16 protein-coding genes and 3 pseudogenes are annotated in these 21,059 nt (G+C 61.5%); 9 read left to right on the top strand and 10 right to left on the bottom strand.

The window, feature by feature from the left end:
* Nucleotides 1-245 precede the first annotated feature (245 nt).
* Entirely contained in the window at nucleotides 246-533 is a 288-nt protein-coding gene (locus L3X40_RS09765; RefSeq protein WP_237365458.1) for a DNA -binding domain-containing protein, read from the top strand.
* A 17-nt stretch (nucleotides 534-550) separates the two neighbouring features.
* On the opposite strand, the gene L3X40_RS09770 is transcribed toward L3X40_RS09765, so the two are convergent.
* The 3 genes from L3X40_RS09770 to L3X40_RS09780 form a co-directional block, all read right to left on the bottom strand.
* Nucleotides 551-1,072 (bottom strand): DUF2285 domain-containing protein, encoded by a 522-nt coding sequence (locus L3X40_RS09770; RefSeq protein ID WP_237365459.1) that lies wholly within the window; start codon nucleotides 1,070-1,072, stop codon nucleotides 551-553.
* 46 nt (nucleotides 1,073-1,118) lie between these two features.
* Nucleotides 1,119-1,451, bottom strand: a complete 333-nt coding sequence (locus tag L3X40_RS09775; protein ID WP_237365460.1) for a transcriptional regulator domain-containing protein — start codon at nucleotides 1,449-1,451, stop codon at nucleotides 1,119-1,121.
* Between the two features lie 83 nt (nucleotides 1,452-1,534).
* Complete coding sequence (locus tag L3X40_RS09780) at nucleotides 1,535-2,062, bottom strand: antirestriction protein ArdA (RefSeq protein ID WP_237365461.1); 528 nt, start codon at nucleotides 2,060-2,062, stop codon at nucleotides 1,535-1,537.
* 330 nt (nucleotides 2,063-2,392) lie between these two features.
* Here L3X40_RS09780 and L3X40_RS09785 point away from each other — a divergent pair, with 330 nt between their 5' ends.
* Genes L3X40_RS09785 through L3X40_RS09810 form a run of 6 tightly spaced genes read left to right on the top strand, consistent with a single transcriptional unit; the run spans nucleotide 2,393 to nucleotide 10,971 of the window.
* The gene (locus L3X40_RS09785; protein ID WP_237365462.1) at nucleotides 2,393-2,611 is read left to right on the top strand and encodes a ribbon-helix-helix protein, CopG family; all 219 of its coding nucleotides are present in this window, start codon (nucleotides 2,393-2,395) and stop codon (nucleotides 2,609-2,611) included.
* Nucleotides 2,608-4,521, top strand: coding sequence for a DNA methyltransferase (locus L3X40_RS09790; RefSeq protein ID WP_237365463.1), 1,914 nt, complete (start codon nucleotides 2,608-2,610; stop codon nucleotides 4,519-4,521). The genes L3X40_RS09785 and L3X40_RS09790 overlap by 4 nt, the downstream gene beginning before the upstream one ends.
* Nucleotides 4,508-6,637, top strand: a complete 2,130-nt coding sequence (locus L3X40_RS09795; protein ID WP_237365464.1) for an N-6 DNA methylase — start codon at nucleotides 4,508-4,510, stop codon at nucleotides 6,635-6,637. The genes L3X40_RS09790 and L3X40_RS09795 overlap by 14 nt, the downstream gene beginning before the upstream one ends.
* Nucleotides 6,627-7,829: a hypothetical protein gene (locus L3X40_RS09800; RefSeq protein WP_237365465.1), complete on the top strand. Its 1,203-nt coding sequence runs from the start codon at nucleotides 6,627-6,629 to the stop codon at nucleotides 7,827-7,829. The genes L3X40_RS09795 and L3X40_RS09800 overlap by 11 nt, the downstream gene beginning before the upstream one ends.
* Nucleotides 7,811-9,892, top strand: a complete 2,082-nt coding sequence (locus L3X40_RS09805) for a hypothetical protein (protein WP_237365466.1) — start codon at nucleotides 7,811-7,813, stop codon at nucleotides 9,890-9,892. Before L3X40_RS09800 ends, L3X40_RS09805 begins: the two co-directional genes overlap by 19 nt.
* Nucleotides 9,886-10,971, top strand: coding sequence for a phospholipase D family protein (locus L3X40_RS09810; protein ID WP_237365467.1), 1,086 nt, complete (start codon nucleotides 9,886-9,888; stop codon nucleotides 10,969-10,971). The genes L3X40_RS09805 and L3X40_RS09810 overlap by 7 nt, the downstream gene beginning before the upstream one ends.
* A 168-nt stretch (nucleotides 10,972-11,139) precedes the next feature.
* Here L3X40_RS09810 and L3X40_RS09815 read toward each other — a convergent pair whose 3' ends face one another.
* The 4 genes and pseudogenes from L3X40_RS09815 to L3X40_RS09830 form a co-directional block, all read right to left on the bottom strand.
* A complete protein-coding gene (locus L3X40_RS09815; protein ID WP_237365468.1) occupies nucleotides 11,140-13,758 on the bottom strand; it encodes an AAA family ATPase in 2,619 nt (872 codons plus the stop codon).
* 525 nt (nucleotides 13,759-14,283) lie between these two features.
* Nucleotides 14,284-15,019 (bottom strand): annotated as a pseudogene (locus L3X40_RS09820) (IS6 family transposase).
* Between the two features lie 153 nt (nucleotides 15,020-15,172).
* Nucleotides 15,173-16,714 (bottom strand): long-chain-fatty-acid--CoA ligase, encoded by a 1,542-nt coding sequence (locus L3X40_RS09825; RefSeq protein ID WP_237365469.1) that lies wholly within the window; start codon nucleotides 16,712-16,714, stop codon nucleotides 15,173-15,175.
* Nucleotides 16,715-17,032: 318 nt separating this feature from the next.
* A complete protein-coding gene (locus L3X40_RS09830; protein ID WP_237365470.1) occupies nucleotides 17,033-17,929 on the bottom strand; it encodes a LysR family transcriptional regulator in 897 nt (298 codons plus the stop codon).
* Between the two features lie 99 nt (nucleotides 17,930-18,028).
* On the opposite strand from L3X40_RS09830, the gene L3X40_RS09835 reads away from it, so the two are divergent.
* Entirely contained in the window at nucleotides 18,029-18,883 is an 855-nt protein-coding gene (locus L3X40_RS09835; RefSeq protein WP_237365471.1) for a sterol desaturase family protein, read from the top strand.
* Between the two features lie 161 nt (nucleotides 18,884-19,044).
* On the opposite strand, the gene L3X40_RS09840 is transcribed toward L3X40_RS09835, so the two are convergent.
* The 3 genes and pseudogenes from L3X40_RS09840 to L3X40_RS09850 form a co-directional block, all read right to left on the bottom strand.
* Nucleotides 19,045-19,803 carry an SDR family NAD(P)-dependent oxidoreductase gene (locus L3X40_RS09840; protein WP_237365472.1) on the bottom strand — a complete coding sequence of 253 codons (759 nt, stop codon included), beginning with the start codon at nucleotides 19,801-19,803 and terminating at the stop codon, nucleotides 19,045-19,047.
* 160 nt (nucleotides 19,804-19,963) lie between these two features.
* Complete coding sequence (locus tag L3X40_RS09845; protein ID WP_237365473.1) at nucleotides 19,964-20,485, bottom strand: cupin domain-containing protein; 522 nt, start codon at nucleotides 20,483-20,485, stop codon at nucleotides 19,964-19,966.
* An 86-nt stretch (nucleotides 20,486-20,571) separates the two neighbouring features.
* A pseudogene (locus tag L3X40_RS09850) lies at nucleotides 20,572-20,661 on the bottom strand (IS5/IS1182 family transposase); the annotation flags it as partial.
* A gap of 107 nt (nucleotides 20,662-20,768) precedes the next feature.
* Between L3X40_RS09850 and L3X40_RS09855 the strand changes: the two are divergent.
* Nucleotides 20,769-20,933 (top strand): annotated as a pseudogene (locus tag L3X40_RS09855) (ATP-binding protein); the annotation flags it as partial.
* Nucleotides 20,934-21,059: the final 126 nt, after the last annotated feature.

The raw sequence follows: 21,059 nt of genomic DNA on the forward strand, positions 1-21,059 counted from the left end.
CCTCGGAAAAAAGGGAACTTTCGCCCTTCGGGCTGTTCCCTTTTTTCCGAGGTTACAGGCTACTGGCCGAGTCTAAGGCTAAAGCCAGTATCCGACTGAAGTCGGAGGGGTTCCTCCTCCAAGAGGACTCTAAAGGTCATGGGGCCGTCTAGTCACGGTTACTAACTCCCCGATCACCAGGTCAGAGGGGCCATTTGCGGGGGCGCACCGCAAGCAAGGCTCTTCCGGGATGAAAGGGAGTGGCCATGCGGGTTCCCGTCGAACTCGATCCCGATGTGGATGATGAAGCGCCAGCCGGAGACACCATAACCGTCTATGACGAGCGGCATTTCGTAACTTATCTGCGCCTTCTCGACGCTAAGGCGGAAGGCGCGGATTGGAAGGAAGTCGCGCAAATCGTGCTACACCGCGATCCGGCGGCCGAGGAACTTCGGACCTATCGTTGCTGGCAAAGCCATCTCGAACGCGCGCAATGGCTTTCGCGTGAGGGCTATCGGAAGATTCTGGAACAGGCGGCAGCCAATAGGGCGTGAGGGCAACGCCCGCGCGATCAACGCTTGCCGGGCTTGATCGGATAGTGGAGCAGCAGGCGGTAGCCGCCGCGCATCATCCTGATACCGTGCGCCACCAGCCGGCGGGATTTGTTCTTGCTCGGATCGCTCTCGAAGTCCTCCTTAGTGCCGCGAAAGCCGAGCAGGACTTCGGCGATGGTGCGATAGCTTTCACCGCGCAGTCGGGCGTCGAGCGCGCGCAGGGACAGGATATGCCATTGCCGGAGTTGGGCGGGGACCGCCCGGAAATCTGGACCGGGTGCGCGACCATTGATGGATCGCCAGAAGCGGCGCGCGGCGTGAGCGCGCAGCTCCAGAAAAGCATCCATCAGCAGCGTGACGGCATAAAACGCGGCGGCGTCTGGCATCGTCTCGGGTAGCCAGAATTGATGCGCGACGCCATCCACCTGCCATATGCCGTGCCAGCCATCGGCGGCGCGTCGCAGGTCGAGGCCATCGAGATGGGCAAGCGTCAGTATCGGTTCGGTATCACTGTCGTTGTTGGCAACCGGCGACAGCATCACGGCTTGCGGTTGAAGGCTCGGACTCCAGATTGGTGGCGGCCGATCATGCGGCGTGTCGGGATCGCACGGGAAATCGCAACCCCCAGCGATCCGCGAACGCTTTTAGGTCGCGGCCGGTCGGTCGTCCGGTCAGGGCGATGGTGCGGAAGTCCTGACGATAATCGTCATTCCGGCGCAAGTATTCCCAAGCGAAACCGGCGGTCGGAATGTGTTTCGCGTACCTATATGCCGCCGGCAAGCGCCAGTCGATGCTAAGCATGGCGTCACCTCCCAAATCCGGGGCGTGCGAGGCAACGCCCGGATCAGAGAGATTCAAATATTTCTGGAAATATAGAAGCCGCTCAAAGCAGATACCTTGAGCGGATAACCCGATCATTATTAGTTGTTTTCTTCTTAACATCAGCTCCGTGATTCTACGATACGCCCGCCCGCAAGAGTGCGGGCAAGGCGATGTGGCTTTCACCTGTTGGAAAACACATGCACCTCGCCGTGCGCCGTCTCGATGGTGAACAGGTCGCCGCCCATCTCGGCGTCGCAGGCCATCGCATCCCAATCGACATAGCTGCGCAGGGCCTCGGGGATCGTGACGCTCTCGGTGGTCAGTTCCTCCATGTAGTCGGCAAGGCTGGCGAACTGACCATGATAGCAGTCCTGCAAGGTGGTTTCGGCTTGGTCCATGTCGCCACCGAATTGCTCCAGCAGGCCCGCACCTAGTGCGCCGTGCTCAGCGATGAAAGCGCCCATCCGCGCCACGTTGTCGATGCCGGCATATTCGCTGATGGTGACGCCCTCGAAACCCTCATAGTCATGGACGGCGTATTCCTCCGCGTTCTCGATGGGGGACCGCGCGAGCATCGCCGCTATCTCGTCCCTGATCGCGTCGGCGTCCTGATCCGCCTCGATCCAAACACCATGCAGATAGCCGTTATTGTAGGCGGCAAGGCAGGCGATATAGATGCGGGGATTGCTATCGGATACGTTGGTCATGTCTCTGATCCTTGGGTCTGAAGGTCAGCGAAGCGGAACGCCGCGCCTGACCTTCTGGCCGTCGCCGAGACTGGGGTAGCAAACAGCAAGGGCGGTCGGGGTGGAGGGGGATCACCCGGCCTGCACAAGCCCCTTGGGGCGCGGAAGGCTGGGGATACCGCCCCGGACGGTTCCACTTACCTTGCTGGCGCGAGGGCAACGCCCTTAGCAATACATACTCTATCAGCCGCCGGAAAATCGCTGTTCTCGCGAGTCAAAGTGATGCAGTATGTTGCATTTAGAATCACATCTCGCTAAAGTGAACAATAGGGGAACATTAGCAGGTCTGCCATGAGTGATCGATCAAAAAAACTCGGCCCCCGTGTCACCGTCAGCGTCACGTCCGGAGACTATGACATGCTGAACACGCTCGCCGAAAAGGACGACGTATCCGTGTCCTGGGTCGTGCGGCGTGCCATCCATGAATATTTGCGGCGACACGAGCAGCCCGCACGGGCTGTGCGGCGGCCGGCTCTGGACAAGCGGGCAGCGGCACCGGAGCGGACATGAAACAAATGAGAATGCCGGGGGAAAACGAACAGATGCTTCACACCGCGACCAGGCCGCTCAAGGCAGCGCCGGCGATGCCCGCCAAATCTCTGGATGCCCTCTACCGCCAGCCGCTGGCGGCAAAGCGCACCGGTGCCCTGTACGGGGCCTTTCCGTACCCGACAAAGATTTCCCCGGAGGCGATTGCCCTATATATCGCCGCCCATACCAAACCTGGCGACACCGTGTTTGACGGGTTCGGAGGCAGCGGGATGACCGGCCTCGCCGCGCTGCTTTGTGAACGGCCAACCGAGGAATTGCGCGCCGAAGCGATCCGCCTTGGTCTTGACGTGCAGTGGGGTGCCCGCAATGCCGTTCTCTACGAGCTGGGCGCGCTCGGCTCGTTTGTCGGCCGGACCCTGACCAATCCGCCCGATCCTGCCGCGTTCAGGAAGGCCGCCGAAGATGTCCTGGCGGCCGGGGAGAGCGAAGACGGCTGGATGTATGAGGCGCGCGATCCCTCCGGCGCGAAAGGCTCCCTTCGTCACCTGATCTGGAGCGATAAGCTGCGCTGCCCCGGTTGCCGCAGCTCTGTCACCTTGTGGGATGCTTGCGTTTCGCTCGATCCGGCGGAGATTTCCTCCACCTTCTCCTGCCCGAAATGCCGCCATGAAGCGCCGCTGGATCATGCGCAGCGGGTGACGGTGCAGGAACAGGATGATGTGCTGGGCGAGCAGCGCGCATTGCGCGGACGCGCGATGGCCCGCGTCTATGGTTCGACCGGGAAAAAACGCTGGTCGCGCCCGGCAACGGCCGCCGACCTGACGCTTATCAAGAAGATTGAGGCGGAGCCGATCCCGTCATGCGTCCCGCAGACGTTGATCCCCTGGGGCGATCTCTACCGAAAAGGCTACCATCAGGGCATTACGCACGTTCACCACTTCTACACGCGGCGCAATCTCATCGTCTTCGCCCGCATGTGGGAGCGTGTGGAATCCTATCGCGGCGCGCTCCGCGAAGGGCTGCGCTTCTGGCTGCTCAGCTATAACGCGGCGCACGGCACGATCATGACACGCGTCGTGGCGAAGTCCGGCCAGAAAGACCTAGTCGTCACCAGCGCACAGCCCGGCGTGCTCTATGTCAGCGGCCTTCCCGTCGAAAAGAATTTTTTTGCAGGATTGCGGCGCAAGCTGACAACGATTGCGCAGGCGTTTGAGACAATCCACGGCGGCAGCGGCAAGGTCGAAGTCGTCCACGGCTCCAGCTGCGCTGTCGCGCTGCCGTCCGGCAGTATCGACTACGTGTTCACGGACCCGCCCTTCGGAGCCAACATACCCTATGCCGAACTCAGTTTTATAAACGAGGCTTGGCTCAAGACCTTCACCGACCGCACGGATGAAGCCATCGTTAGCCCGGACCAAGGCAAGGCCATTGACGAGTACCGGGATCTGCTAACCCGGTCGTTCAGCGAGGCCCGCCGGATATTGAAGCCGTCCGGCAAAGCCACGATGGTGTTTCATTCCGCATCTGCCGAAGTCTGGAACGCCTTGCAGCGCGCCTACCAGGATGCGGGTTTTGACGTGGAGTATGCGGGGGTTCTCGACAAGAAGCAGGGCAGCTTCAAACAGGTAACAACGGAAGGAGCCGTGCGCGGCGATCCCGTGCTCCTGTTGGGGCCCCGTCGCAATGCCGAGGCCCGGATCGAAAGCAAGACCGGAGCGGACGAATGTATATGGACGGTCGCAACGGCCCTTCACCGCGCGGCGACCGCCGCGCATGACCCGGCCGAAGCGACGGCGCAGAGGCTTTACTCCCGCCTCGTGACGCATTTCCTCAGCCATCATCAGCAAGTCCCGCTCGACGCGGACGTCTTCTATCGCTGGTATGCAGAACAGCCGCTGCCCGGAGTTCTATGCAGTGCCGGCGACTGACGCAGTTGGCGCGATCAGGTCCTCGGCGCGGTCCTTTGAGGAAAGCCTGCCGTCGGCTCAACGCAAACGGTTGGGGCAGTTCTTTACCGGGTTGCCGCTGGGGGCGCTTCTCGCGCACCTAGCGCTCGACTCCGGCGCGCGCACGGTGATCGATCCGATGGCCGGGCACGGCGACCTGCTTGATGCGGCCGCATTGACGGCGCAGGCGCGGGGAGCTCGGCTCAGCCGACTGGACGGCATAGAGCTTGATTCCGAAACAGCCGCCTTCTGCGGTCGCAGGATGGCGGCTTTGCAGGCGGACGAAGCTGCGGAGAGCAGCCATATTCTCACGGGAAGTGCTTTTGACCCTGCCGCCATCGCGGCGCTGGATACGCCCTGCTACGATCTCGTCATCACCAATCCTCCCTATGTGAGATACCAATCGCAAAACGGGAACGGTGCCGGTGTCGGTGACGTGCGCCGAGGCCTGTCCGCGATTGTTGATGCGCGCATGATCGGTGGCGAGCGCGCGCTCTGGCAGGCGCTGGTTGACGGCTATTCGGGCCTTGCCGATCTTTCCGTACCGGCCTGGCTCCTGTCCGCCCTGTTGACACGGCCGGGCGGCCGCCTGGCCCTTGTCGTTCCCGCCACCTGGCGTTCGCGCGACTATGCCGATGTCGTCCGCTACCTGCTGCTGCGCGCGTTTCGCCTTGAATATATCGTTGCCGATACCCAGCCAGGCTGGTTTTCCGATGCGCTGGTGCGCACGCATCTTGTCATCGCGCGGCGGCTTTCATGGGACGAGGCGCAAGCGCCTGTGTCAGCCCGGTCGCCCCTGCCGACCGCAACCTGGCTGCAAGTTGCACCGGCGGCTGCGGACGGAGAGTCGCTTGTGGGCGGTGCCTTTCCCGGTTCGGAACCGGAGCGGGACTTTGCGGCATGGGCCGGCGCGGTGAACGGGGACGTGCCGGGCATTGAGCGCCGCCCCTTTGCGCTGGATGAGGAATGGCGCACGCTGGAGCAGCGCCTTGAACGCAAGGGCTGGTTTCAGAAGGCCGAAAACAGGGGCGATGCGCTGCCGCTATTTTCCGCCGGGGGCGTAAGGCCTGCGGTGATGCCAGAAGGACTGCGCGACATGCTGCCGCCCGGCGCGGCACCGGCGCACCTCCAGACACTTGAACAGGCGGGTATCCGGGTCAGCCAGGGGCTGCGTTCGGGCTGTAACCGCTTCTTCTATGTGACCATGGCCGGTGACGAAGAGGGCCAAACCGTCACCGTCGAAGCGTCGGACAGCTTTCAGAACATGCAAGTCCGCGTTCCTGTGGCGGCGCTGCGCCCCGTTCTTCACCGTCAGGCGGATATGCAAGCCTTTGCGAATGGGCGCGTTCCGGCCACGCGCGCGCTTGATTTGTCTGATTGGGTTCTGCCGGAAGATCAGAGGCTCGTCGCAAAAGCGGTGGAGGCTTATCGTAAGAGGCGCGTGTCTACGCCCGGCGTCATGCCGCCCGAGCTCGCTTCGTTCGTACGTCTGGCAGCCCGGACTGCGCCGGACCCGAAAGAGCCGGCACGGTTCATTCCCGATCTCACGGCCGTGCGTACCAATGTCCGCCAGCCCGCCAACGGCCGCGACGTGCCGCGCTTCTGGTACATGCTGCCGGCCTTCACCGCGCGCCATCTGCCCGCGATTTTTACGCCGCGCATCAATCACGGCACACCGGCCGTTGCGCTGAACACGCAGCCGCCGGTCCTGATTGATGCCAACTTCTCAACGCTGTGGGCGGAGCAAAGGCAGTGGACAGCACATGCGCTCTATGCCCTGTTCCACAGCAGTTGGTGCAGGGCGGCAATGGAAGCCGCCGGCACGCCGCTTGGCGGCGGCGCGCTCAAACTCGAAGCGACGCACATCCGTCAGGTGCCGATTCCCGTTTTATCGCACCGCGACTGCGAGAGACTTGCCGCGCTCGGACAGCAGCTGGCTACGGGCGTGCCGTCAGCCCGGCACCAGATCGATATGTTCATCCTGGCCGCTTCGTTGCCTGGTATGAATGAAAACGACCTCAAGAAAGTAGCGCGCCATATCGACTCTCGCCTTGAGGCTGCGTGCGCCGCCCGTCAAAGGACAGTCCATGACAGCTGATATTGCCCGCATTCGTGAAACTATCGCGCGCAGCCGCATGCTGCGGGATGCCGGTCATGTCGAGGCGGTGCTGCGCAGCGAGTTCCAGGGGCGATTGCGGCTTATGTTCCCGGACACCGCGCACGAGACTTGGATCAACAACTACACCGAAGGAACGGAAGCCCATACCAAGGTGGGCACGGGATCAGGCAAGGCCGCATCCCGGTTCATCGACAATCTGGTGGGTTCGACTACGATTGAGTACGAATCCGACCTGCGCAACACCGCCAAGCGCGATACCGGCTACGCGCAGGTGCAGGAGCAGGCGGCGGGACTTGTCCGTGCGGGCACGCCGGTTTCAACGGTCCGGGGCGTATTGTCAGATACGGTCGAATGGTACGCCTATGATGCCGTACTTGCAGCGGGGGTCGATCCATCGTCCTGCACCGCTGCCGACATCGCGCTCGTTGTTATCGACGAACTCAAGCTGCCCGATGACAGCGTACTGTCCGCTGAGCAGCTCGGCGGCTTTATCAAAAAGCATCTGGCGCGCGAACAGTCGCGGCCATTGCGGTCCGAATTCCTCGCCTCCGACCTTGGCATGGACTCTGCCGCATATAAGAGCAGCGCGGGGCCTTTGTCGCTGCTGGTGGACGAGGAACGCAAGGCCGATCCGTCGGCGGACCTTGCCACCGATCTCTGGTCGCAGTTCGTCGATCATCTGGAGGGGCCGGCAGGAACTTTCCGCACCGCCGCGTATGTCGATGAAGCTTACGTGACCCTTCTCGCGCGGCTTCTGAGCGCGAACGTGCTGACAGGCAAGGCGGTGCTGAGCACGGACGACGAACTGAAGGCAATCTTGAACGGCGAATTCTTCCGCAACAATTTCCAGTTGGAGAACGTGGTTGAGCAGGATTATTTCGGCTGGCTTCTCAGCCCGTCATACATTGACCGGCTTGTTGCAGTGGCCCGCGACCTCCAGCGCGATCTCTATGCTTACGATTTCAGATGGTATCCCGAAGAGGATTTGTTCGGCCGCTTTATGGCGCAGCTCGCGCGCCGCAGCCAGCGCAAGCTGCTCGCCAGGAATGGACCCCGCACTGGCTCGCCCGTCTGCTTGCCGACCGTTGCATCGACGGCCTCCCGAACGGGGAAAGCCCCCGGATCGTCGATATGTGCTGCGGATCCGGTACGATGCTCGCGGAAATCATAAAGGCCACACGGATCCGGTTCGGCTTTTCCACCATCGAACAGCTTGAAGACGTAGCAACCGGCTTCGACATCGACCCGCTGGCCGTCAGTCTCGCCAAGACAACTTGGGTCGTCAGCCTCTCGGCTGAGATCAAGGCGGCGACAAAGCCCATCGTCATCCCGGTCTATCATGCGGACTCGCTGTTCGCCGTCACGCCGGTTTCCGCGTCAGTTCCGCTGGTCGGCGAAAGCGATACCATTCCGGTATCGCTTGACGGCACGACCGTACATTTACCGACAGCGTTGGTGCAGCCAACGTACCGGGAGTTTTTCGACCGGATCGTGGACTGGGCCTATGACGAGGCGCGTGATGCGCAGCGGCGCGGAACCGTCGCGGATTTTACAAAGGCGGACGCAGACAGTTTTCTCGACGGCACGATCGCGGCGTTCGGGATCACGTTGTCGCCGGAGCTTTACAAACAGCTTTCCGATGCGCTGTTCCCGCTGGCGCATCGCATGGCTGAACTGGCTGTTGCCGAGCGCAACGGCATCTGGGCGTTCATCCTGCGCAATACCTACAGGCCGGGCCTTCTTACCGGCCACTTCAACGGGCTTGTGTCCAATCCGCCATGGCTTGCCATGAGCGGGCTGGCCGACAATCCGTACCGGGACTTGCTGAAAGGCCGGGCGAAACTCTACGGCATCCAGCCCGCAGGACAGTCCTTTCTCCATCTTGAGCTGGGCACGATGCACCTGCTTCATGCCATCGACCGTTATTTGGGACCGGATGCCTGCGTCGCCTGCCTTGTACCCGGCACGGTGCTGAACGGCACCCACCACGAAAGGCTTAGGCAGCATGATTTCCTGACAAGCGACCGTCCGGTGCCGTTCGACATCGCCGAAATCTGGCAGGTCGCGCCCGGAACATTCAAATATCCCGGCGCGGCGCTGGTCGGTCACAAAAGAGCGAATACGACCGGGCTTCCACAAAGCACGTTTAGCGGCTTTGTGGCGACCGACGCGGGATTGGATGCCGCAGGTTTTTCGGTTCGCACTATCGGTTCGACGCGCAGCGCCTGGGTGCTCGAAACGGGCGGCGGTTCAGCCGTGGCCGGCGGTGGCGGCGATCTGCCGCAGCAGGGGGCCGACCTTATGCCGCGCACGGCCGTCTGCGTGGACATCGTCCAGAACGCGAGCGGGGAGTTTCGCGTCGATACGCCGACCCGCGCTTCCGCATGGGGGTTTACGATCAAGTCAGCCAAGGAAATGGCGACGGACCGCTTCCCCGGCCATGTCGCACCGCGTTTTATTTTCCGCATGGCCCAGTCGGAAAACCTGCTGCCGTTCGTGCTCGGTGTCCATCGCGCGCCGCTGGCTCTGCCGGCGCTGCGCGCTGCGGGCGGACCTTGGAGCATTCTCGACGAGGCCGAAATCCGCCGGCAGGGTTTCACCCAGACCGCGCGGCGCTTCGCCGCGATCAACCAGAAGCTCAAAACGGTGGGGAAAGGTAAATCGCTCCAGCAGCGCATCGATGAACGGGGCAAGCTCTCCAAGCAAGTCTTTGGGACGACGGGGTACCTCATTCTGGCCGGTGCCGGCGGCAAGATCATATGCGCGGCGTGCGTTCCGGTCGCGCAGGCTCAGGACCTTGTCGTTGATCAAACCCTCTACTGGAAGGTCGTGGCGGACGCAGACGAGGCTTGGTATCAGGTCGGCATGCTCAACAGCATGGCCCTTACCAACGCCACCCTCGCGTTCAACCCGAAGGGAGATTTCGGCGAACGGCATCTCCACACGCTGCCATACAGAATGATGCCCGCATACGATGCCGGAAACGGCGATCATCAGAAGATCGCGGCCCTTGCCAAGGATATTGCCATACTAGCAGATGGCCACTGCACGACGGACCCTTATCTGGCCGATCCCGTCAAGGCACTGACGGCGCGCCGCCGCAAATTGCGCACGCTGCTTGAAGCATCGCCGCTTCTGGCGCAGCTTGAAACACTGGCGCAGTCGGCGCTGGCCGGTGCATCCACCGCGCCATCCGGCGGGAGCGGCAGCGCGATGCAGGCCCCGCCATGCTGATCGTCCAGAACGCCGCAGAACCGGCGCGCCTGCGCAATGCTCTCGTTGATATGGTCGCGGCGGGAGCCATCGATATCCGCGCAGCGTCCGCATATGTCACGCTCGGCGGCGCGAATATATTGCTGTCTGCCGTCGCAAATGCCATTGGGCCGGCCGCGTTCGCGGCGATGCCCAAAACCCTTGTGACATCTTTTGATTTCGGCCTTACCGAACCTCAAGCCTTACAGCATTGGCGCGGGCTGGCGAACGCCACCGTTCTGATGTCCGGCGCGCAGAGGCTGGCGCAGGGCTCGCTCATGCCGCAGCGCGCCTTTCATCCCAAGCTCTACGTATTTGGCACCGATCCCCAGACATGCAGCATGCTGGTCGGCTCGGCGAACCTGACCAGCCGCGGGTTTAGCGTCAATACAGAGGCGGCATGGGCACAGCAGGGTATTGCGCGCGCCGATGCCGATGAAGCCTTCGACAAGGCCCGCTTCGAAACGACTGCTCTCACCGACGACTTGCTGGCGGCCTATACCGCCCTGCGCCAGGCCCAGCCGCCGCCGCCCGAAATCGAGCAGGAAGTGCAGCCTGTCGCAGCACCGGCACCGGTGGCGGGTGCCGCGCTGCCCTTGTTCCGCGTCGCAATTGAAACAGGCGCGATCAATCCCGCCGACTATGCCGCCATGTGGGTCCATGGCGAGGCCCTACAGGGCGGATCGAGCAACCAGCTGGAGCTGCCGCGCGGCGGACACCGGTTCTTCGGCTTCGTGTTCGACCAATACGACTATCCGCATAACCTGACGATCGGTGAGCCCGTCCTTCGCAGCGGGGCGCGCGTGTGGAACGACCGGCGACTGACCTGGCATGGCAATAACAAGATGGAGCGGATGAACCTGCCGACTGCCGCACAGGGCGGGTTCGATTATGCCGACACAGCGGTCATGTTCCGCCGCCTGACCAACGGTTCCTTCGAGCTGATCGTGACTCCTTGGGAATCCGACTTGGCCCGTTCATGGCGGCAGGCGTCGGCGCAGCGTCAGACGCTTTTTCGCCTCGGTACGGTGGCGACCAACAGGGTCGTCGGACTGCTGTGAAGCATCTGATTTCGCTGACACATGCTGCTGCCCGGATCGTGGTGCCTCCGCTTCGCGGACCGGGCTCTACGCCGCCGGATGAAACGGCTCTAGGGAGCCAGCCAAGCCGTCTCCACCCATGCGGGGTCACGATCCCTGGCAAAAAGCATTCAGGGCGAGCGAGCTTGGTCACGGCAAGGCGTTCTGCCGGACCCGGATCGATTCCGCCCAATCCGCAAGGGTCTTGATGTCGGCAAGGATGTCATCGGGCGGCGGCACTACGCCGTCTCGTGCGCGCGACGGGTCGTGCGCGTCCACAAGGTCGCTGCACTTCTTGAAGTTCTTGCGGAACGTTTCGACATCCGCGTCTTCAATGACCGTCACCCGTTTGAGGTTCTTGGTGTCGATATAGTCCCGGTGGCGGTGGATGACCCCGGCAAAGGCAACATCTTCCAGCCCGCGCTCCCACGTCGCCCGCAGCCGGTCATAGATTTTCACCGCCGCGTCCCGGTATCCTTCTTCATCGTTCGCGTCATAAAGTTTGCGCGCCTCTCGCGCCGCCTTTTCCAGCTTGTCGATCCGGTCGCGAATACCGGCGTGCTGCCAAGGCAGGCCGTCCGTGACCATGCCCGTCCCGGCAGGCCCGCGCGACAGGCTGACAAGCTTCATGGGCACACCTTCGCGGACCGCTTTGTCGTTAAGGTCGTTCACGAACACCATGTCATGGGTGAAGACGATAATCTGGCGCGTTGCGGATTCTTCGACGAGCCGCTCCGCCACCTTTTCGCGCCAGCGATGATCGAGCGATGTCACCGGGTCGTCAAACACTAGCGCAGATTTATGATGGGCCGTCGCCAGTTCGGTGAGGAACGCAGCGAGTGCCACACAGGTTTGCTCGCCCTCGCTCAGGACCATATGGACTTTGGCTTTTGGGTTGGCGAAGAGGCGCACCTGGTAGTTAGGGGAGCCGTACTGCCCGCCCGAGCGCACAATTTCCACCCGCACTTTCTCCGCTGCGAGGCGAACGATCTCGGACTGGAACTGGTCACGCATTTTCGGGGTGATGACGTTGTCGGCGATATCGTTGCCGAGCTTGGTGATGGCGTTGGTTGCCGTGTCCGCTATGCAGGCGCGGACAGTGCGCAGGTCATCAAGGCGCTTGACCTCTTTCTTTGCGATTTCAAGCAAGTCCGAAACCGCCGCCCGGTCCCTCAATGAGTCGCGTTCGAGGATCAGCCGGTCGCGGCCCTCAGCGTCGGCGGCTTCGTCAAGTTCCGCAGCGTAGGCTTCCAGCGTGGCCGCCAACGCCTCCAACTCCGCTTTTGGGGATGGCGAGAACGGCGGCAAGACCAGCGCATCGGCCGTCGAAAGGGCGCGAAGGCATTTCAGGCGACGCAAATCCGCGCTGGCGACAAAGCGCAAAACCTTACGGGCAAGGCCGGGGTTCTGAAGTGCGATGCGCTGCCGTGCCTGCGCAATCACGCGCACGTCCGGCTGCCGTGCGGTGAACGCGGCAAGGGCCTCAGAATAGTCCTGCTCGGCGTGCGCCGTTTGTGATTCCGCGTCAGCACGAACGAATGCCTCGAAGCTCCCCAGCCGATCCCTGGCATCCGCGTCTAGCACCTGATGACACAGGACGCAGGACTCGTCACCTGTAGGAGGGAAATGCACACCGGGATAGGCGGTTTGTTCCGAATAGCGGCGGGCGGCCTCCCACAGCGCCCGCCATGTTTCCCCGCCGACACCGGGAATGGCAAGGCCGTCAAAGGTCTCGCGCGCGGCAAGATCGGCTGCCGCGCGCTTGCCCCGTGCTGCGTCCGCCAGCGTTTTCATCCCGGCCAACTTTTCATCCGCGTATGCGGCGGCAATCCTGTCCAGGGTAGCTATCAGCTGCCGAACATTGCCAGCAAAAAGCCTCTGTTCGGCAGCAGCGTCCGCCGGGTTTTTCAGCAGGTCTTCGTCAAGGCGTGCCAGACGTGCCCGCTCGTCGGCGGTCATCTCACCAAGCTTCTCAAGCGAGGTCAGGTCCCTATCGTGACTCAATGCCGACATGATCGCGCCTACCGGCGTGGCCGGGTTCCAAGTCGCCTTCTCGAAGACCGGGTCGCGGACCGCATTGAGCTGGGTTTCTTCAGCACCCAGTTTATGCTTGAGCGCCTGGCAGACACCGGCGAGGTCGTCGGGAATATCGAGGCCGAAGGGCCTGAACGCTACTTCGTTCTTTTCCTGAACATGCACGGAGCCGCAATCCCGGTCGAAGACGCTGACAGCGGACAGCACCGCATCCGGTTTGCCGTCGTCGGTCCAACTGACAGGCGGCGCGGCTACACCGTCCTTGAGAATCGAAAAGATGCCTGTCGCCTTGCTGGCGGGGGCCGAGTTATACGCATCGGGCATGATCTCGCCCGCCTTACGCGCGCGGCAGGTTCGCTTGAGCACGCGTCCGTAGCCGGATTTGCCGGACCCGTTAGGCCCGTAAACGATTGTGATCCCTGCCGGTTCAAATGACAGGAACTGGCCGGGGGCAAGCTGGTTCACACCAGTAATATCTCCCACACTGGCTAACGCTATCGACTCGCCTCCGACGGGAGCAGCCGGCAAATGCACTGCTTCCAACACCACCGGTTCCACCGCAATGCCTTCAGTCCCGTGCTCTTTTTTACAAAGGGCCAGGATGTCATTGACCGCATCGTTATCTGGCGTTCCGCCGGTCACGATTCGACGTAGCGCATCCCGCTGCCAAAGTGGACGGTCAGCCGACCAATCAAGTATAGTTTCGAGGACTGTCCTATTTACTTTTTTATTCATTCTTCCATCCCCGCCCCGGCGAATTGTTTGTCTTCTTTAGCCGATAATACCGGAAACCAGCCAACATTGATTCAATAGACGACCGAATCCGTCCGTCCGCAAGATAGGACGCGGCGCTGGGAGCGTCCGCCAGCCGCTAGGCAAATTCCATCCTGCGTGAAACCGGACGTCGAGTAGAAAACCCCTAGCGCAAAGCGCCAAGTCGCTCTCATCAGGCATTTTGGAGGGCTATAGCGTAAGTGTAGTTCTCTGTTTCTTCGGCTTCGGCCCGCCAGCCCCCTGTTCGCCATGATTCGCCGTTGTACGAAAACCCGCGGAAATCCTGAGCTTTTGGAGATGGGGTGTTCGTCGCTGTACGCCCCAATTCGCCTCAAGCGCGGTCAGCTGTTAGGGTTAGTGTTAGGGTTACCTGAGCAGGTTGCGTGAGAGTTTGATGACGGTGACGAGGCCGCAGTTTCGATAATGGTGTCACCGGGACTGTCCGGGTAACTTTTTCAATTCGCGACGAAACTGCGATCTGAAAACTCATACCGCAGCAGCGGACGCAGTGAGCCACTCCTCCATGGCGGAGGTTCGGGACAGGCGCATTGTCTTTCGGGAGATCAGGTGACGTTCGATGTTGAAGATATTGCAGATGGCACCGTGGGTGGAAACGAAGCGCTGAGCCTGACCCTGGGATTTGAACCGCTGCATCTTTCGTTCTCGTCGCCGGACCGGCAGATGGGAATTTTCAACCCTGTTGTTGTCTCGTAACCGGCCTGGTTTGTGACACTTGAGACAGCCCAGCTCTCGCAGCGCCGCCTTGTACGAAGCGAGGCCATCGGTCACGATTTCATCCGGTACGCGGCCCTGGTTCTTAAGCAGTGCCCTGAGCAATTTCAGCGCTGCCGCCTTGTTCCGGCGTGTCTGGACGAGAACGTCGAGAACCTTCCTTGTCGATAGCACACCACATGAAGTGCAGACGACGGATGATCCGGGGGATCATCCCAAAGTCGAGCCGTTTGTCATTGATGCGCACGACCATCTCGTCAAGATGCCAGACCGAGTCAGCGCGTCCGCGCCTGCGACGAATGTTGGCGGCGATGGGCGGGCCGAACTTGTTGGCCCAGCAGCGAACGGTCTCGTAGGTGACGTCAATGCCACGTTCGGCGAGCATCTCCTCGACGTCGCGCAGGCTCGTCGTGAACCGGTAATAGAGCCACACGGCCAGCCGGATCGTATCGGGCGGAAACCGGTGGCGCTTGTAGGAAATGGGCTTCATGAAAATCTCTCTACTCGACTTGTTGGCCGCTGACAGAGACAAGTTCGCATTGGACTGACAGCACCTGCCGGCGCTCCCATGTCGAATCTGTCCCATAGTGCATCCTTCCATTGATGGCTGAACAATGCACCATCAAACTCCGGGACCAAACAGCTAGTCCCGCGATGCCTCGGCAGATGCCTTTGCGCGAAGAATGTTCTTCAGCACCTTGCCCGCAGCTGAAAGCGGCAATTCCTCGGTGAATTCCATGCTTCGCGGGATTTTGTAGCCAGCCAAAGTGCCACGGCAGTGTTCGACGATGCTTTCCGCGGGCGGCGAAGCACCGCGCCTGGGCACGATGACGGCGTGAACGCGCTCGCCCCAAACAATATCCTTCACGGCGATGACGGCGACGGCCGCGACATCGCCGTGCGTGGCGATGGCGTTCTCCACTTCGGTCGAATAGACGTTCTCGCCGCCCGTCACGATCATGTCCTTCGAGCGATCGACGATAGTCACGTAACCATCAGCGTCCATCATCCCGATGTCGCCCGTGTACATCCAGCCATCCCTGATGACCTTGGCCGTTTCCTCGGGCAATCCCCAATATCCGAGCATCACGTTCGGGCCTCGGGCGGCGATTTCGCCAACTTCGCCCACCGGTAATTCGCGATCGTCTGGACCCACAACCCGCACTTCGCAAGTAGGCGTTGCACGACCGGCGGAGCGAAGCCGGGCGGCGGTACGGTTCTGCGGCAGATGATCGGCCGGCGGCAGGATCGTCGCCACGGGAGAAAGCTCCGTCATGCCGTAGCCTTGCACGAACCCGGCATCGGGGAAGGCGGCCATGGCTTCATCAAGCAGGCGTTCGTCGATCGGCGCCGCTCCGTATCGCAGGCGCTTCAGGCATGAAACGTCATGCGAGGCGAAATCGGGATGGTGGATCACCATGCTGATCATGGTGGGAACCAGGAACAGCTCGGTGATCTGCCACCGTTCGATTGCCTGGATCACTGAAACAGGTTCGAAGGAAGGGAGGAAGTAGCTGGCCGCGCCGCCCGAAACGCCGGTAAAGAGATTCATCAGCGCGCCGATGTGGAACAGGGGGGCCACGTGAAGCACGCGCGCAGCCGCCGGTTCGTCGGTCGCCAGAGCCATGCCGAATACGGACGCGGCAAGATTGTTGTGACTGAGCATTACGCCCTTGGCCCGGCCGGTGGTTCCGCCGGTGTACATGATCGCGGCCAAATCATCGCCGCGGCGCAAACTGTCGGACAGCGGATCGGCACCTGCCAGCCAATCGTGATAGGCGATCGCGTGCGCACCCGGACTGCTGCGCTTCACAATCGTTCTTTTTACGCAAGGGGCGGCTGGCAGGATCACTTCCACAAGGTCGGCGAATTCTTCGCTTACGATCAGGAACCTGGTTTCGCAGTCGACCAGGGAGTGAGCGATCTCGGCGGGCGTCCAGCGCCAGTTCACGGGATTTATCACCCCGCCCGCCCAGAAGGTGCCCAGGACATAGACCATGTAATCGACTTCGTTGCGCGCAAGCATGGCCACGCGATCGCCCTGCACAAGTCCATCACGGACCAGGGCGCCGGCAAAGCGCGCTACCCGGTTGGCAAGCTCTGCCCACGTCAACTCGGTGATCGCGTCCCTTGCGGCACAAGTGCCGGGGGACTGGCGCCTGTGGCGATGCAGCGCCTGGGTCATGTACATGATGCAGACTTTCTCAAAATTACGCGGAGGATCGGCCCCGACCCAGGCTTTGCCATACCACGTTGGCGATGCCCAAAGCAGGATGTTCTACCCACACGTCTCTCCCATGTCTTCAGTCTTGGTGGCTTGGAGGTGTATGAGCATAGGCAATGGTGGCAAGGCAAGAGGCTTCGACTTGAAGCAGTCTAACCCACTATGACGGGCGAGTTTCCTGTTTGAACGCTGCTGAACGGATGTTGGCTATCGCGGAGGCGCATTGGTCCTCGGAACGACAGCTTATTCGGCGATCGCCGCTTTCGTGCTTGCTGCTGATCACGCAGATCCGCTTGCGGTCTTCGCATGAAAAGCGAGTTCGGCGTCGAACGCGGCAATGATCCGTTGCGCGGCGGCCGATCGGGTTCGCCCCGCGCGCTGGACCACACCTACCTGCGAGTGTCCTCCGGGAGTCAGAACCACCGGGAGCGCGACGATCCGCCCTTCGTCCAGTTCCGGCTGCATCGACAGGTTCATGCCCAGCATCACCGCGTCGGTCGCGAGAGTCACCTGTTTCAGTGTTGCGCAATCCTCGCAAGTGATCGCCGGTACCGGCGCGTCGAGCAATACCTCGCCGCCGGAGACGAGGGCGGGCGAGGCCAGAGGATAGGCGCGCAGATCCGCGGCGGAGATCGCCGCCCGGCCAGCCAAAGGATGGTCCGCGCGGATGAAGTAGCCGGCGGCGATAGCGTGGAGTTCGGTCGCTTCCAGATCCGCCACGGTGCGGGCATGGAGGATGTCCGCCACGAAGAAATCGATACGGTTGTCGAGCAACAGTTCAGCAAGCACATGTACGGACTCGATCTCGACCCGGACCTCGAGCATGGGCGCTTTGCCGAGCACCCTCGCAAGCACCGGCCCCAGGATCGGCACGAGCATCGGGCCGATGCCGAAGGCGACGCGTCCGGCGTCGCCGCGGGCCAACAGTCCGACCTCACTGCGCAAGCTCGATTCGAGCCGGAGCATGGCACGCGCATGTTCGAGCACGCGCTCACCGTCCACCGTCGGGCGAACGCCGCCAGCGTGTCGGTCGAACAGTCGCAGCGAGAGCGCCGTCTCGAGACTCTGGACACTGCGGGTCAAGGCCGGCTGGGTCAGGTTCAGCCGCCGAGCCGCTCGGGTGAAGTTGCCCTCCTCGGCCAGGACATGGACATGGCGAAGCTTACGAAGATCCATTCCGCATCCATAACTCTAATGCATCGATTTTGTCAAAACTTTGCATTAGACATATGATGACGCTCGCTCGATACTTAGAGAAAGATCGAGAAGGATGTCATGACATTGCAAACCTGGGTGCTCGCGGCCGTCGCCGCACTGTTTGTCACCGAACTGGTGCAAGGTCGCCACCGGGGCGTCCATCGCCTACAGGATGGCTTCCTGGTCGCCTCGGCGCTCATCAGTTCGTTCGCGCTCCGGCCCGTTCTGGCGATGCTCACCGCTTTCGTAATCGGCCTGCTCCTGCCGCAGTGGAAGGGCACGCTGAGCGGGGCGCCAATCCTGGCGAGTTTCCTTGTGCTGCTCGTGAGTGCCGAGTTCGCGCAATACTGGGTTCATCGTTGGGCGCACGATTCCATCGGCCACAAGCTGCTTTACGGCATGCACCGCACGCACCACTCCGCGCCTTACGTGAACGTGACCCTGCTCTTTCGCTCGAATGTCTTCTGGGGCTTTGTTCACCCCTATAACTGGCTTGCGGCGCTGGCGATCTATCTTGGCCAGATCGAGGCCGCTGGCCTGTTCTTCCTGATGATGCTGCTGTGGAACGGTATCACACACAGCGACTGGCGCTGGGACGACGCGATCATCGCACACGTTCCAGGCGGCGCGCGGCTGGTCGAGGTATTTGAATTGTGCTTCGTGACGCCGCGGATCCACCACGTTCATCACGGCTACGGGCGGGATGGGAAGGCCTATCGCAACTTCAACACGATGCTCACGGTGTTCGACCGGATATTCGGAACCCTGCACATTCCAGCAGGCCGCCCCTGGCGCTATGGCGTCCCCGGCGGCGAGCACCACTGGGTGCGGCAGATACTATTCCCGCTGGTACCACTTGGTAAGGCGGTCCGGCGCGACCGGCTGGGACGCAGGCTGGTGGAACCAATGCCCCCGGAAACCCCACGCCGTTAGCGTCCTGAACCAGAAGTTCGCTCAGGCATATTTCTGAGGCAGAAGCGCTCGATAGAAGCGAGGATATCGTCGGCGGATTTGGTCCAGCGGAAGGGCTTGGGATTGGCGATGCTGGCCAAGCACCCGACAGACCCGTCGTTCGGATATTGCCATATCCCCGTTCAGGCGCCGAGCATCCGAAGGCCGCCATCCACAGCAAGCAGCTGACCGGTCATGAACCCGGACCCTTCGCTCGCCAGAAAAGCGATGAGCGGCGTGCAGTCGGTTTCCGCATCACCAAGGTTGCCTTTGATCGGGATTTTCTCGGCCAGCCCCGCGTCAAACCATTCGAGCTGCTCCTTGGTCATCCCGTCGCGGATGTTTTGGTACACCGACGTCCACATCGCAGGCGCGATGCAATTGACGGTGATATTGTATTGGCCCCAGCTCTTGGCAGCTGATCGTGTCCACCCGTGCAAGGCCGCCTTCGCCGAAGCATAGACGGGCGAGATGAGATTGCCTTCCACGCCTTCAACCGACCCGCAGTTGATGATGCGGCCGCCGGTAGCCTTCATCAGTTCGAAGGCCGCCTGGTTGGAGAAGATCGCCGACTTCAGATTGGCGCCGATGAGGTAATCGATCTGGGCCTCGTCAACCTCTTCCGCAGGGCCAGCCTGCCATTTGCCGGCAATGTTGACCAATGCGTCAAGCCCGCCGAGCTCCTGTGAAAGATCGGAAAAGCAGCGGACCACCTGATCCTTGTCGCTCAAGTCACACTGCCGCCAGATGGCGACCGCGCGCAGGTCTTCGCTGGGTTCGCCGCGATTGTAGACGGCGGCCAGCCTGGCGCCACGGGCAGATAGTCCCTTGAGCACGCCCGAGCCAATTCCCCCCGCTGCGCCAGTAACGATAATCCGGCGGCCTTCCACGGGATCGTTCATAATCTTCTCCTCACCTCTATGTCCCGCGGCACTTATATGCCTGTCCGTCCTCACAACATTTGGTACAACTCGCGGCGTAAATTAGCGGAGTGCAGGCCTCGTCTGGGGTTTGATATTAGGCGCCTCGAACGCTCAGCTTGCACTTTGCGCGCCAAGTTGATCAGGCACGCGGCCTAAATTCATCCCCAGCGCGCGGCTTTTCGGCTTCGCGCCACGCGTCTCGGTTCGCCAGAATGGTCGAGACGGCCTTGTCGTAAAAGGCGCGGTTCTTCGAATAGTTCTTGAAATCGACGTCAAGGGTATGCTGGAACTCCAGAAGCTCGACGCCTTCCGGCCCCGCGCGATAGGTGTACGGAACGTTGGCGGGAATGAACACGCTATCGCCGGGGCCCAAAGTCTCGGTCCCCAGCCGAAGCGTTCCCGAGATAATGTAGTAGAGGCCGTCGCCACTATGGCTGTGGAGCGGAAGGGGATAATCCTTCTTGATCCATGCATGAACTAGCCCGAACCCCGGCAAATTTACCAACATCGTCATCTCGGCCCCGTCCATCACTCCTGCCTCGATCATCCGCTGGAGGCCGTCTGCCTGGACTTCGGTCGGATCGGTCGTAAGCACTCCTTCCGTGCCGAACCGATAAGCATCCGCTTTCCTGAAAATTTGAAATCCTGCTTCCTGGGGCATGTCGCTCTCCGAGTTTTAACGCGTTTGCATCGGGGCAAATTCTCTCGTTAGAAAAAATGCTAGCTGGTCGAGCGACACAATGCCAGCGCTAAACCGCCATCGGCGAAGATTTGGCGCAACCAGGGAAAGCGCTGGCGCACCGCCTTGAGGACATCGACGGCACCGTCGCGATCCTCACATGGGGATGTCTAGCAGGCTGTTGAAGAAGCCCATTTTTGGGCGATGAAGGCGAATTGGTCGCCGTGTTGCTATTCGATTTCACGGTGTAGGTTCTTCGCCACGGTCGACCAGCGAGTGGGCCGGCGTGTTCGACGACGCCAGGATGACCACCGCCCTGCTGGATCGGCTCACCCACCACTGTCATATCTTTGAAACCGGAAACGACAGCTTCCGGTTCAGGGCCAGCTCCGCAGCTCCCAAAACGAGAAAGGACAAATCCACGACTTGACCCAATGACCGCAATGCGGGACACAGCTTCCACCCGGATCACTTCTCGATGAAAATCCCGGGTCAACTCTCAACGAAAATCAACAAAGCGACCGTCAAACGCTATCACTACGATAGCCACGCTCAG

Source organism: Rhizorhapis sp. SPR117 (assembly GCF_021742065.1).